This is a genomic window from Magnetospirillum sp. SS-4 (assembly GCF_902729425.1).
GTDB lineage: Bacteria > Pseudomonadota > Alphaproteobacteria > Rhodospirillales > Magnetospirillaceae > Phaeospirillum.
In genome coordinates this window covers 276,889-290,316 of sequence record NZ_LR746530.1, presented here as the reverse complement: position 1 = coordinate 290,316, position 13,428 = coordinate 276,889, and the positions used below count along the sequence as shown (strand labels likewise).

Sequence of the window (13,428 nt, the reverse complement as noted above, 5' to 3'; positions counted from 1 at the left end):
ATCATGAGCCGCAAGATCCCCGCCACCATCGTCACCGGCTTCCTGGGGGCCGGCAAGACCACCCTGGTCCGCCACCTGCTGGCCCACAACCAGGGCCGCCGCATCGCCCTGATCATCAACGAGTTCGGCGATCTCGGCGTCGATGGCGACCTGCTGGCCGCCTGCGGCGTCGCCGGATGCGCCGACGACGACATCATCGAGCTGGCCAATGGCTGCCTGTGCTGCACCGTGGCCGACGAGTTCCTGCCCACCATGCAGGCCCTGCTGGACCGCGCCGACCCACCGGACCATATCGTTATAGAAACGTCCGGACTGGCCCTGCCCAAGCCGCTGGTCAAGGCGTTCCACTGGCCGGAAATCCGTTCGCGCGTCACCGTCGATGGCGTGGTGGCGGTGGTGGACAGCCCGGCCGCCGCCGCCGGCCGCTTCGCCAGCACCGAGGAGGAGCGGGCGCGGCCCGACCACGACAACCCGCTGGAAGAGGTGTTCGAGGACCAGCTGGCCGCCGCCGACATGGTGCTGCTCAACAAGGCCGACCTGATGGAGGCGTCTGATCTAGCGGCGTTCGAGGCCGGCCTGCGCCCCCGCCTGCGCCCCGGCGTCAAGACCCTGCCGACCCGCCAGAGCGCCATCGATCCGCTGGTGGTGCTGGGCCTCGCCGCCGCCGCCGAGGACGATCTGGCGGCCAGGCCGTCGCACCATGACGCCGAGGACGGCCACGATCATGACGATTTCGAAAGCTTCGCCATCCGGCTGCCCGCCGTCGCCGATCCGGCGGCGCTGGAACGCCGGCTGATCGAGGTCATCGCCGGCCACGACATCCTGCGCCTCAAGGGCTTCCTCGCCATCGCCGGCAAGGACTCCCGTCAGGTGGTCCAGGCGGTGGGCGCCCGGATCGAACGCTATTTCGACCGGCCCTGGGCGATCGGCGAGGACCGCGCCGGCCATCTGGTGGTGATCGGCCGCAAGGGGCTCGACCGCGCCGCCATCGAGGCGGCGGTCAGGGGAAAGGGCCTCTAGGTGCACCTTCTCGCCGCCCAGGCCGGAAGCGTTTCCGACGGGGCCGAGGCCATCGACCTCGGCCAGGGTCCCGCCGAACTGGTGGTGCTGTCCGCCGCCGACACCGAACTGGCCGCCCTGGCGGCGGCGCACCGGGCCGGCCCCTTCACCCTGCGTCTCGCCAATCTGCTGCGCCTCGCCCACCACATGTCGGTGGACCTCTATGTGGAGCAGGTGATCGAGCACGCCCGGCTGGTGGTGGTGCGCCTGCTGGGCGGACGCGGCTACTGGCCCTATGGCGTCGAGCAGATCGTGGCCGCCTGCCGCCGCAAGGCGATTCCGCTGGCGCTGCTGCCGGGCGACGACCGCCCCGACGACGACCTTGCCCAGGACAGCACCCTGGAGCCCGAGGCCCGCGAGCGGCTGTGGCGCTATCTCATCCATGGCGGTCCCGACAATTGCCGTCACTTCCTCGGCCATGCCGCCTCCCTGATCGGCCATGCGGCCGAGTGGCTGGAGCCCCGGCCGCTACCGCCCGCCGGCCTGTACGGCCGCGCCGATTCCGAGGCCCAGGCGGTGGTGGTGTTCTACCGCGCCCTGGTGCTGGCCGGCGACACCGCCCCCGTCGACGCCCTGCTGGACGCCCTGCGCGCCGAGGGGCTGCGCGCCGGCGCCATCTTCGTCCACAGCCTGAAGGACGGCCTGTCGGCGGCGACGGTGGCCGCCCTGCTGGCCGAATCGCCGCCCGAGGTGATCCTCAACGCCACCGGCTTCGCGGTGTCGTCGCCGGGCCGGGCGGAAAGCGGCCCGTTCGACGCCGCCGATTGCCCGGTGCTGCAAGTGGTGCTGGCGGCGGGAAGCGAGCAGGCGTGGCGGGATGGCAGCCAGGGACTCGGCCCCCGCGACATCGCCATGAACATCGCCCTGCCCGAAGTGGACGGCCGCGTCATCACCCGGGCGATCTCGTTCAAGGCAGCCCGGCGCGACGAGGCCACCCAATGCGACATCGCCGTCCATGCCCCCGTCGCCGACCGCGTCGCCTTCGTCGCCCGGCTGGCGGCCAATTGGGCCAGACTGCGGCGCAAGCCGGCCCATGAGCGGCGAATCGCCATGGTGCTGGCCAATTACCCCAACCGCGACGGCCGCATCGGCAACGGCGTCGGCCTCGACACCCCCGCCGCCGCCATCGAGGCGCTGCGGGCCATGCGCCAGGCCGGCTATGACCTGGATCACATCCCCGAGGACGGCAACGCCCTGATCGAGCACCTTCAGGCCGGAGCCACCAACGACTGGCGGGCGCTGGGCGGACGTGAAACCCGGGAAACCCTGGCGCTGCCCGACTATTACGCCTTCTTCAACAGCCTGCCCCAATCGGCGCGAGACAAGGTCACCGCCCGCTGGGGAGCGCCCGAGGCCGATCCCTTCTTCGTCAAGGGCCGCCTGCATTGCGGCGATTTCGTGCTGCCGGCGACTCGTTTCGGCAAGGTAACGGTGGCGGTCCAGCCGGCGCGCGGCTACAACATCGACCCGTCGGCCTCGTATCACGACCCCGACCTGCCGCCACCCCACAATTACCTCGCCTTCCACGCCTGGCTCCAGGACGGCTTTCGCGCCGACGCGGTCATCCACATGGGCAAGCACGGCAACCTGGAATGGCTGCCGGGCAAGGCGCTGGCGCTGTCGGCCGAGTGCTTCCCCGAGGCGGCGCTGGGGCCGCTGCCCCATCTCTATCCCTTCATCGTCAACGATCCCGGCGAGGGCACCCAGGCCAAGCGCCGCGCCGCCGCCGTGATCGTCGACCACCTGACCCCGCCGTTGACCCGGGCCGAGAGCTATGGCCCGCTGCGCGAGCTGGAGCGGCTGGTGGACGAATATTACGACGCCGCCGGGCTCGATCCCCGCCGCCTCGCGGTGCTGCGGCGCGAGATCCTGACGCTGAGCACCGTGGCCGGTCTGGACGTGGATCTCGGCATCCGCCCCGACGACGATCCCGACGACGCCCTGAGGAAGCTGGACAACCATCTGTGCGAGCTGAAGGAATTGCAGATCCGGGACGGCCTGCACGTCTTCGGCCGCTCGCCGGACGGCGAACAGCTGACCGACCTGCTGGTGGCGCTGGCCCGCATCCGGCGGGGGACGGAGCCCGCCGACGAATCCCTGCTGCGCGCCCTGGCCGACGATCTGGGGCTCGGCTTCAATCCGCTCGACTGCGTGCTGGGCGACGAGTGGAACGGCCCCCGCCCCCCGGCCCTGGCCGGCGATGAGCCATGGCGGACCAGGGGCGACACGGTGGAGCGGCTGGAAGCCCTGGCCAAGGCGCTGATCACCGGAACCGCTGTTGCGCCACCGGATTGGAGCCGGACCGGGGCGGTGCTCGACTGGGTCGCCGCGACCATGCGCCCGACCCTGGCCGAATGCGGCCGGGCGGAACTGGCCGGCTTGCTGACCGGGCTGGACGGACGCTTCGTGGCGCCGGGACCGTCGGGGGCGCCGACCCGCGGCCGGCCCGACGTGCTGCCCACCGGCCGTAACTTCTATTCGGTCGATACCCGCGCCGTGCCGACGCCGGCGGCCTGGAGCCTGGGCTGGAAATCGGCCCAGCTGCTGCTGGAACGTCACCACCAGGACCACGGCGAATGGCCGAAATCCCTGGCCGTCACCGCCTGGGGAACCTCGAACATGCGCACCGGCGGCGACGACATCGCCCAGGGACTGGCCCTGATGGGGGTCAGGCCGCGCTGGGAACCGGGCTCGGGCCGGGTCACGGGCTTCGAGATCCTGCCGGCGGGCCTGTTGGATCGGCCCCGGATCGATGTCACCCTGCGGGTCTCGGGCTTTTTCCGCGATGCCTTTCCCGGCCTGATCGACCTGTTCGATTCGGCGGTACGCGACGTGGCGGCGCTGGATGAACCGCCCGAGGTCAATCCCCTGGCCGCCCGTGTCGCCGCCGAACGAAGCCGGCTGGAAGCCGGCGGCATGGCCTCCGGACAGGCGGCACGCCAGGCGTCGTTCCGGGTGTTCGGCTCCATGCCGGGGGCCTACGGCGCCGGATTGCAGGCGCTGATCGACGAGAAGGGCTGGACCGACCGCGCCGATCTGGCCGAATCCTACGTCGCCTGGGGCGGCTGGGCCTATGGCGCCGGCACCGGGGGCGAGGCCCAGCACGGAACCTTCCGCGCCCGGCTGTCCCAGGTGGACGCCGTCGTTCAGAACCAGGACAACCGCGAGCACGATCTGCTGGATTCCGACGATTACTACCAGTTCGAGGGCGGTCTGGCGGCGGCGGTGGAGCGGGAATCCGGCAAGGCGCCGGTGGTCTATCACGCCGACCACTCCCGCCCCGAGACCCCCCGCATCCGCACCCTGGACGAAGAGATCGCCCGCGTCGTGCGCGCCCGCGTGGTCAATCCCAAGTGGATCAGGGGCGTCATGCGCCACGGCTACAAGGGCGGATTCGAAATGGCGGCCAGCGTCGATTACCTGTTCGCCTTCGCCGCCACCACCCGCGCCGTCAAGGATCACCATTTCGATCTGGTGGCCGAGGCCTATCTGGAAGATGCCGAGGTACTGTCATTCCTGGAGAGCAACAATCCCGCCGCCCTGGCGGAAATCCGCGCCCGCCTTGGCGAGGCGCTGGACCGCGGGCTGTGGCATCCGCGCCGCAACCGCCTGCACGACCTGATCAACGGCGACAAAGAGGGGTCATGACGCCACGAGCATTGATACTGGCGGCACTGGCGCTGGCCGGCGTGCTGGCCGGCTATTGGCTGCGTCTGAAATTCTGAGGATCAGCGCCGAAATGTCGGCCTCCGACAAGGGCGCCTCGAAGGCGCAGCCCAGGGCGGTCCGATTGGGGGTGGCCCAACGCACCACTACCTCGAAGCGGTGGCCCTCGATCTCGACCAGCAGCGGCGAACCCGGCCCGATATCCACCTCGATCAGCGCGATCAGATCGGACGGCATCAGCTTGCAGCCGCCCTGGGACAGGTCGACCACCTGGGCCGGCTGCGCGATTCCGGACACCTCCAGCAGAACGGGATGGGCCCAGGACAACCTGGGATAGGCCCGCAGCTCGGTCCGTTCAAACGACATGCCCCACACTCCAGATAAGCAACCCAAGGTTCTGACTATAACGCTGATTATCCATTGCTCAACCGGCGCAACGGTATCGATTCCCCGCACCTATGGCGTAGGGCATCGACCCTAGTGCCCTGATCCATACAGAGGGTTCACCCCCGTGAACCATCCGTATGGTGAATCAGCGCACTATCTCAATATCTTGTGGGCCGATTCATCTTCCGGACGGTGAACCTTCCGAAAGGATCGGACCGCCAGTGAACCAGCCATTCCGGTAGGGTTCCGGCGCCCGGCGCCGCCATTTGTGATATCAAGGACGGGTTCGAGGAGACCATCGTGCCGAATCGCGCCGGGCTTATCTTGTTCCTGCTCCTGTTGCCGCTGACCCGGAATCCGGCCATGGCCGAACCCTGCGGCCAGGTTATCGGGATTGTCACCCACGACGCCACCACCACCCGCTATGTCTTGTCGACTCCGGCGGATGGCGCGGCGGCGTCCCCGCCGACCACCTTGCTGCTGCTGCCGGGCGGCGACGGCCATCTCGGTCTCGACGACGATGGTTGCCCGGCCCTGCTGGCTGGAAATTCCCTGGTGCGCATGCAATCGCTGTTTCAGCGCGACGGCTTCGCCACCGCCTTGGCAGATACGCCGTCGGACCATGCCGGCGAGGACGGGCTGAAAGGATTCCGCATCGAGCGGCAGCATGCCGAGGACCTGGGCGGCATCATCCTCGACCTGCGCCGCCGCGTCGGCGGGGCGGTCTGGCTGCTTGGCACCAGCCGGGGGACCATTTCGGCCGTCAATGCCGCCTCGCGCCTTCGGGGACCCGCCGCTCCGGACGGGCTGGTGCTGACCTCGGTACTGACGAACGGCGATGCCTTCGCCCGCAAGACCTGGGTGGCGCAGACCGTTTTCGACCTGCCGCTGGAGACCCTTGCAATGCCGGTGCTGCTGGTGGGACACAAGGACGACAGGTGCATCCGCTCGCCTCCGGACATGATGGCCGAGGTGGCCGCCCGGCTGAATCACGTCACCCGCCGTCAGGTGGCGGTGGTCGCCGGCGGTTCCGGCGGATCCGAATCATTTCGGGACATCGCGTCCTGCCGCGGCCAGTCGCCCCATGGGTTCTTCGGCCAGGAGGACGAGGTGGCGGCGACCATCGCCCGCTTCATCCACGACGCACCGGACCGGTGACGGCCGCCGCCGCCTACTTCCTGGGCTTTCCCTTGGGCATGCGCGATTCCATCAGCTGGAACAGCCTGGTGTCGAACAGGAAGATCATCACCCCCTCGTCGTCCTCCTTCATCTGGCCCTCCTGGGTGCCGTTGACCCAGCGGACGAAATAGGGCGCCTTCTGTACCGGCGCCCCCCAGCGGTCGGACAGGAAGGCGGCGGTCTTCTCGAAATAATCCTTGGGCTGGCGGGCGACGATCTGGAAGATACGCTGGCTGCCGGCCTCGTCCTCGATGGCCATGAACCAGAACTCGGTGGGAATGCCACTGAGCTGGCTGGGACGGATCACCCACTTGCCCTTACCGTCGTCGCTGAAAATGGCGCAGCGGTCGATTCCGGCGCTGGCCATGGCTCCCGGCAGCATCAGGTGGGCGTGCTCGGCCCCCGCCGGCTTGTCCTGGTCGCGGCCGCAGATCAGCCGGGAACCGGCGGGCAGGGCGGCGAAGCGCAGCTGGTTCAGCCGCATGCCGATCTGGGCCTGGGCGATTTCCAGGGGACGGCTGGTCTGGGCCTGGGCCGGCACGACGACCAGAATGGCGACAAGGGCGAGGATCAGGCGCATGGTCTCTTTCCAGCGGTGGGGACGTCAGTCGGAATTGGGCAGGGCGGGGGCGGGATTGGGCAGGGCGCCGGGCGAGCGCAGCAGCCGGCGGAGCCGCACGTCGTCGACGACGATCTTGAATTCGGACGGATGCTTGCCATCGACGAACATCAAGGTTTCATGCCGGCTGTCCACCCACGACAGATAGCGCGACCCGTCGGCGGCGCCCGGCCCCAGGGTGCCGCCCAGGGCGGCGGCGATCCTGTCCCACTGGTCGCGGGCGGCCGACAGGCGCACCTGAACCAGATTGAAGCGTCCGCCGGCGCCCTGTTCGACGAAAACCAGCCACAATCGCGCCGGACCGGCCAGGGTGGCGATGGCGGCCTGGGTCCAGACCTCGCCGCCGGCGGCCGGGGCGAACACGGAACAGCGGCGGACGCGGGCGGAACCGCGACCCGACTGCGGTTCCAGTATCCGCGCCGGCTCCAGCCGGGGCTTGTCGACGTCGGTGTCGCAGATCAGCCGCTGGCCGGGGGCGAGCGGCATGGCACGGGCCTCCTCGAAGGCGCTTCCAGGCAGCGGCAGGCCGGCGTCAAGGATGGCGACGGCGCGGGAATCGGCCCTGGCCCCACCCGCCGCCAGCGCAAACCCCGCCGCCATGATCAGCCAGTGGCCCGCCCGCATGCCGCATCGCCTCTATATCGCATCTGCGAATATGACACGGCCATGACGGCGCGTCATCGATTCTCGGCGCCCTGAACTTGCCCTCAAATGCCCAGGACGTCGCGCATGGAGTAAAGACCGGGCGACTGCCCCCTGGCCCACAGGGCGGCACGCACCGCGCCCCGGGCGAACACGGCGCGGTTGGAGGCCTTGTGGGTCAGCTCGACCCGCTCGCCCTCGGCGGCGAACATTACGGTGTGGTCGCCCACCACGTCGCCGCCCCTGAGGGTGGCGAAGCCGATCTCGCCCCGTGGCCGCGCGCCGGTATGTCCGTCGCGGCTCTTGCACCACACCGAATCCAGGGCCACCTCGCGGCCCCGGGCGGCGGCGCGACCCAGGCCCAAGGCGGTGCCGCTGGGGGAATCGACCTTGTGGCGGTGGTGCATCTCGACGATTTCGATATCGTAATCGTCGGCGAGAATGGCCGACGCCCGTTCGGTCAAGGCCATCAGCAGATTGACGCCGATGCTGAAATTAGGGGCATAGACGATGGCGGCGCGTTCGGCCGCCTCCCGCAAGCGCCCCTCGTCGTCGGAGGACAGGCCGGTGGTTCCCACCACCAGGACGCGGCCCAGCTCGGCCGCCAGGGCGGCATGGGCCAGGGTGGCGGCCGGCGCGGTGAAGTCGATCACCGCCTCGGACCGCTGGAACAGCAGCCGGGCGTCGGATTCCACCGGCACGCCGGCACGGTCGCGGCCGACCAGTTCGCCCAGGTCGGAATCGAGGGCGTCGCTGCCCAGCCGCTCGGTCCCGCCGGCCAGGACGCAGCCGTCGGTATCGAGCACCGCGTTGACCAGCATCCGTCCCATGCGCCCGGCGCAGCCGACAATTCCGATCCTCATGACACGTCCCTCAAGCTCCGGTGAACAGGCGATCTCGCGGCAAAACCATATCCGAACGAAGCCCGGTTGCACAGCACCATGGAAATGTCTTGATGATTCAAGACTTCAGTCCCACCTTTGAAAGACGGTGCGGACGAAGGGGGATGGGAACCATGGACTTCGCGACGTTTCTCGACCGGCGTCTCGCCGATCTGCCCGAATCCCTGACCGGCGGCGGCGCCGGACGGCTGATCCGGCACTATTTCTCCGGCATGGCCGAAGGCGACGTGGCCCGCAACGATCCTGAGCTGCTGTTCGGCGCGGCCCTGGGATTATTCACCTTCCTGCGCGACCGGCCGCCGGGCCGGCCGGCCATCCGGGTGTTCGACCCCGACCTGGACCGCCACGGCTGGGTGTCCAGCCATACGGTGATCGAGATCGTCAATGACGACATGCCGTTCCTGGTGGATTCGGTGTCCATGGAACTGGCGCGTCGCGGCATCGGCATCCACCTGCTGCTGCATCCGGTGATCTCGGTCCGCCGCACCGCGGCCGGCCGGATGGAGGACGTGCTGGGCAACGGCGCCGTCGCCGACGGCGCCCGCGAATCGGTGATGCACATCGAGATCGACCGCCAGCCGCCGGAAACCCACGCCGATGTCGCCGCCGCCCTCTCCGACGTGCTGGCGGAGGTCCGGCGGGCGGTGGACGACTGGCGCGCCATGCTGGCCCGCATGGGCGACGCCGTCGCCGAATTCGAGTCCGGCTCCGACGGCCTGGCCGCGGAAGAAAAGCGGGAGGCGCTGGCCTTCCTGGCCTGGCTGTCCGACAACCATTTCACCTTCCTCGGCTATCGCTGGTTCGAGCTGGGCGGGGACGATTCGGTCACCGCCGACGGCGGCAGCAGTCTCGGAATCCTGCGCGATCCCGATTCCCGCGTGTTCGACGACACCGTCACCCTGGCCGCCATGCCCATCGAGATGCGGGTCTTCCTGCGGCGGCCGGAACCGGTCCTGGTCACCAAATCGGCCCGTCACGCCCGCGTCCACCGGCCGGTACGCATGGACATCATCGGACTGAAGCGGTTCGGCCCCGATGGCTCGGTCGTCGGCATGCACGCCTTTCTCGGCCTGTTCACCTCGTCGGCCTACACCGACCGGCCGGCCCAGATTCCGCTGCTGCGCCGCAAGATCGCCCAGGTGGAGGCCCGCGCCGGCTTCCTGCGGTCCGGCCACGCCGCCAAGGCCCTGGCCAACATCCTGGAGACCTATCCCCGGGATGAGCTGTTCCAGACATCGGAAGAAGCGCTCCATGACACCGCCATCGGCATCCTGCACCTGCAGGAACGCCAGAACGTGGCGGTGTTCGTGCGCAAGGACGAGTTCGAGCGCTTCATCTCGTGCCTGGTGTTCGTGCCGCGCGACCGCTACGACACGCCGCTGCGCCTCGCCATCACCAGCATCCTGGAGGAAAGCTTCGCCGGCACGCTGGACACCTTCTACACCCAGGTGGCCGACCAGCCGCAGGCGCGGCTGCATTTCATCCTCCGCACCTCGCCCGGCGCGGTGCCGCCGGTGGACCGCCAGGCGCTGGAGGCCCGCATCACCGAGGCGTCGCGCAGCTGGGCCGAGCATCTGCGCGACTGCCTGATCCAGTCCCATGGCGAGGCCGCCGGGCTGGCGCTGGCGCGGCGCTGGGCCCAAACCTTTCCGGCATCGTATCGGGAACGCTATTCGGTGCTGGTGGCGGTATCCGACGTCGACCGCATCGAGGCGGCGGCAGCGGGCGGCATCGGCCTCAACCTGTATCGCCCAGTGGCGGCGGCGGCCCATCAGGGCCGCCTCAAGCTGTACCGGGCCGGCGAGCCGGTGGCGCTGTCGGCGGTGCTGCCCATGCTCGAAGCCATGGGTCTGGTGGTCATCGCCGAGGTCCCGCACGAGGTGCGGCCGGCGACGCCGGGCGCCCGGGCGGTGTGGATTCACGATTTCGAGGTGGAAAGCGCCAACGGCGCCGCCCTGGACGTGGCCGAGCGCCGCGATTTCTTCCACGACGCCCTGGCGGCGGTGTGGCGGAACGACGCCGAAAGCGACGGCTTCAACCGCCTGGTACTGACCGCCGGCCTCGGCTGGCGGGAAGTGATGGTGCTGCGCGCCTACACCAAGTATCTGCGTCAGGCCGGCACCACCTACAGCCAGGCCTACATCGAGCAGGCGCTGTGCGGCAACCCGGCCATGGCCCAGGCGCTGGTGCGGCTGTTCCTGGCCATCTTCGACCCCAGGGGAGAATCGGGCGACGCCGCCCGGGCCGAGACCGAATTGCTGGCCGGCCTCGAGGCGGTGGTCAGCGCCGACGACGACCGCATCCTGCGCCGATTCCTCAACCTGATCCGTTCCACCTTGAGAACGAACTATTTCCAGACGACCCCGGACGGTGGCCCCAAGCCCTATTTCTCGTTCAAGCTGGATTCGCGCCAGGTGGACGACCTGCCGGCGCCGCGCCCCATGGTCGAGGTGTTCGTCTATTCCCCCAGGGTCGAGGCCATCCACCTGCGCGGCGGCAAGGTGGCGCGCGGCGGCATCCGCTGGTCGGACCGGCGGGAAGACTTCCGCACCGAGATCCTGGGCCTGATGAAGGCCCAGATGGTCAAGAACGCGGTGATCGTGCCGGTGGGAGCCAAGGGCGGCTTCGTGGTCAAGCGCCCCCCCGCCGCCGGCGGCCGCGAGGCGTTCCTGGCCGAGGGCGTCGAGTGCTACAAGACCCTGATGCGCGGCCTGCTGGACATCACCGACAACCTGGCCGGCGAAACGGTGGTGCCGCCGCCCGACACGGTGCGCCGGGACGGCGACGACCCCTATCTGGTGGTGGCGGCCGACAAGGGCACCGCCACCTTCTCCGACATCGCCAATTCCATCTCGCTGGAACGCGGCTTCTGGCTGGGCGACGCCTTCGCCTCGGGCGGCAGCCAGGGCTACGACCACAAGAAGATGGGCATCACCGCCCGCGGCGCCTGGGTGGCGGTGGAACGCCACTTCCGCGAGATGGGCGTCGACACCCGCACCCAGGATTTCACCTGCGTCGGCGTCGGCGACATGTCGGGCGACGTGTTCGGCAACGGCATGCTGCGTTCGCCCCATATCCGGCTGGTGGCGGCGCTCAACCACGCCCATGTCTTCCTCGACCCCAATCCCGATCCGCAGCGGACCTTCGCCGAGCGCGAACGGCTGTTCAATGCCGCCAAGGCGTGGCCGGATTACGACGTCTCGACCATTTCCGAAGGCGGCGGCATCTTTCCCCGCACCGCCAAGACCATCCCGATCAGCCCGCAGGTCAGGGATTGTTTCGGTATCGATGCCGACCAGCTCACCCCCACCGAACTGATCCGGGTGCTGCTGAGGGCGCCGGTGGACCTGCTGTTCTTCGGTGGCATCGGCACCTATGTGAAGGCGTCGGGCGAGACCAACGCCGACGCCGGCGACCGCGCCAACGATTCGCTGCGCGTCGACGGCCGCGACATCAACGCCCGCGTGGTCGGCGAAGGCGCCAATCTGGGCTTCACCCAGCTTGGCCGCATCGAATACGCCCAGTCGGGAGCCGGGGGACAGGGAGGGCGCATCGACACCGACGCCATCGACAATTCCGCCGGGGTCGATTGCTCGGACCACGAGGTCAACATCAAGATCCTGGTCAACGATCTGGTCGCCGCCGGCGACCTGACCCCCAAGCAGCGCGACAGGCTGCTGGTGGAGATGACCGAGGAGGTTGGCGCCCTGGTGCTGCGCGACAATTACCTTCAGACCCAGGCCATCTCGATGATGGAGGCGCAAGGGGCCGACCTGCTGGACGCCCAGGGCCGCTTCATGCGCCTGCTGGAAAAGGCCGGCCGGCTGGACCGGTCCATCGAGTTCCTGCCCCCGGACGAGACCCTGACCGAGCGCGCAGCCCGCCGCCAGGGCCTGACCCGGCCGGAACTGGCGGTGCTGCTGGCCTATGGCAAGATCTGGCTGTACGAGCACATCCTGGCCTCGGACCTGCCCGGCGACCCCTTCATGGCGGCCGATCTCAGCAAGTACTTCCCCACCGCCCTGCAAAACCGTTTTGGTAACGATATAAGCCGCCACCGGCTGCGGCGCGAGATCGTGGCCACGGTGGTGACCAACTCGATCGTCAACAGGGTCGGCGGCGCCTTCGTCGCCGAACTGATGGAAACCACCGGCCACCCCCCCGCCCAGGTGGCGCGCGCCTACATCGTCGCCCGCGACGCCTTCCGCCTGCGCGAGGTGTGGCGCGCCATCGAGGCGCTGGACGGGCTGGTGCCGGCCTCGGCCCAGACCGCCATGCTGGCCGAGGCCAACCGGCTGGTGGAGCGCGCCACCTTGTGGGTGCTGCGCTCGATGCCGTCTCCGTTCGCGCTGGGCGCCGGCATCAGCGAATTGTCGCCCGGCGTCGCCGCGCTGGAGGCGGCGGTGCCCGCCATCCTGCCGCCCGACGCGGCGGCGGCGGTGGCGGCGCGCATCCAGATGTTCGTCGACCAGGGCGTGCCGGAGGATCTGGCGCGCCGGGTCGGCAACCTGATCGTCCTGGCCTCGGCCGCCGATATCCTGCGCATCGCCACCCGCCGGTCAATTTCCATCGACGCCGCCGGCAGCCTGTATTTCGCGGTCGGCGCCCGCTTCTCGCTCGGCTGGCTGCGCGCCTCGGCCGAGCAGTTGTCCGGGCGCGGCCATTGGTTGAAGCTGGCGGCGGCGGCGGCCATCGAGGACCTGTACGGCCACCAGCGCGACATCACCAACCGAGTGGCGGAATCCCAGCCGGGACGTCCCGCCGCCCAGGCCCTCGCCGCCTGGGAGGACAGCTGCCGCGCCGCCGTCGAACGGGCGGAATCGCTGCTGGCCGAGATGAAGGCGGCATCCCACATCGATCTGCCCATGATCATGGTGGCGGGCCGCCAGTTGCGCACCCTGACCGAGACAACCGTTGCCGCGGGCATGGAGAACGGCTAAGGAAGTCGAGGCCAACCAAACTGAGGCACGAAAC

The 13,428-nt window shown here is 69.4% G+C and carries 8 protein-coding genes; 4 read left to right on the top strand and 4 right to left on the bottom strand.

Annotated elements, in window-relative coordinates:
* Window positions 1-3: 3 nt before the first annotated feature.
* Complete coding sequence (gene cobW, locus MTBSS4_RS19965) at window positions 4-1,020, top strand: cobalamin biosynthesis protein CobW (RefSeq protein WP_173985114.1); 1,017 nt, start codon at window positions 4-6, stop codon at window positions 1,018-1,020.
* The gene (gene cobN, locus MTBSS4_RS19960; protein ID WP_173985113.1) at window positions 1,021-4,707 is read left to right on the top strand and encodes a cobaltochelatase subunit CobN; all 3,687 of its coding nucleotides are present in this window, start codon (window positions 1,021-1,023) and stop codon (window positions 4,705-4,707) included.
* Here cobN and MTBSS4_RS19955 read toward each other — a convergent pair.
* The gene (locus MTBSS4_RS19955) at window positions 4,702-5,091 is read right to left on the bottom strand and encodes a PilZ domain-containing protein (protein ID WP_173985112.1); all 390 of its coding nucleotides are present in this window, start codon (window positions 5,089-5,091) and stop codon (window positions 4,702-4,704) included. The two genes, cobN and MTBSS4_RS19955, sit on opposite strands and share 6 nt — an antisense overlap.
* Before the next feature lie 321 nt (window positions 5,092-5,412).
* Here MTBSS4_RS19955 and MTBSS4_RS19950 point away from each other — a divergent pair, with 321 nt between their 5' ends.
* Window positions 5,413-6,270 (top strand): alpha/beta hydrolase, encoded by an 858-nt coding sequence (locus MTBSS4_RS19950; protein ID WP_173985111.1) that lies wholly within the window; start codon window positions 5,413-5,415, stop codon window positions 6,268-6,270.
* 13 nt (window positions 6,271-6,283) lie between these two features.
* Here the strand turns inward: MTBSS4_RS19950 and MTBSS4_RS19945 are convergent, their stop codons facing one another.
* The 3 genes from MTBSS4_RS19945 to dapB form a co-directional block, all read right to left on the bottom strand.
* On the bottom strand, window positions 6,284-6,871 hold the full coding sequence (locus tag MTBSS4_RS19945; RefSeq protein ID WP_173985110.1) for a hypothetical protein: 588 nt from the start codon (window positions 6,869-6,871) through the stop codon (window positions 6,284-6,286).
* A gap of 24 nt (window positions 6,872-6,895) precedes the next feature.
* A complete protein-coding gene (locus tag MTBSS4_RS19940; RefSeq protein ID WP_254432674.1) occupies window positions 6,896-7,534 on the bottom strand; it encodes a hypothetical protein in 639 nt (212 codons plus the stop codon).
* Window positions 7,535-7,617: 83 nt separating this feature from the next.
* Entirely contained in the window at window positions 7,618-8,415 is a 798-nt protein-coding gene (dapB, locus tag MTBSS4_RS19935) for a 4-hydroxy-tetrahydrodipicolinate reductase (protein ID WP_173985109.1), read from the bottom strand.
* 152 nt (window positions 8,416-8,567) lie between these two features.
* On the opposite strand from dapB, the gene MTBSS4_RS19930 reads away from it, so the two are divergent.
* Window positions 8,568-13,394 (top strand): NAD-glutamate dehydrogenase, encoded by a 4,827-nt coding sequence (locus MTBSS4_RS19930; protein ID WP_173985108.1) that lies wholly within the window; start codon window positions 8,568-8,570, stop codon window positions 13,392-13,394.
* The last annotated feature ends 34 nt before the right edge of the window (window positions 13,395-13,428 follow it).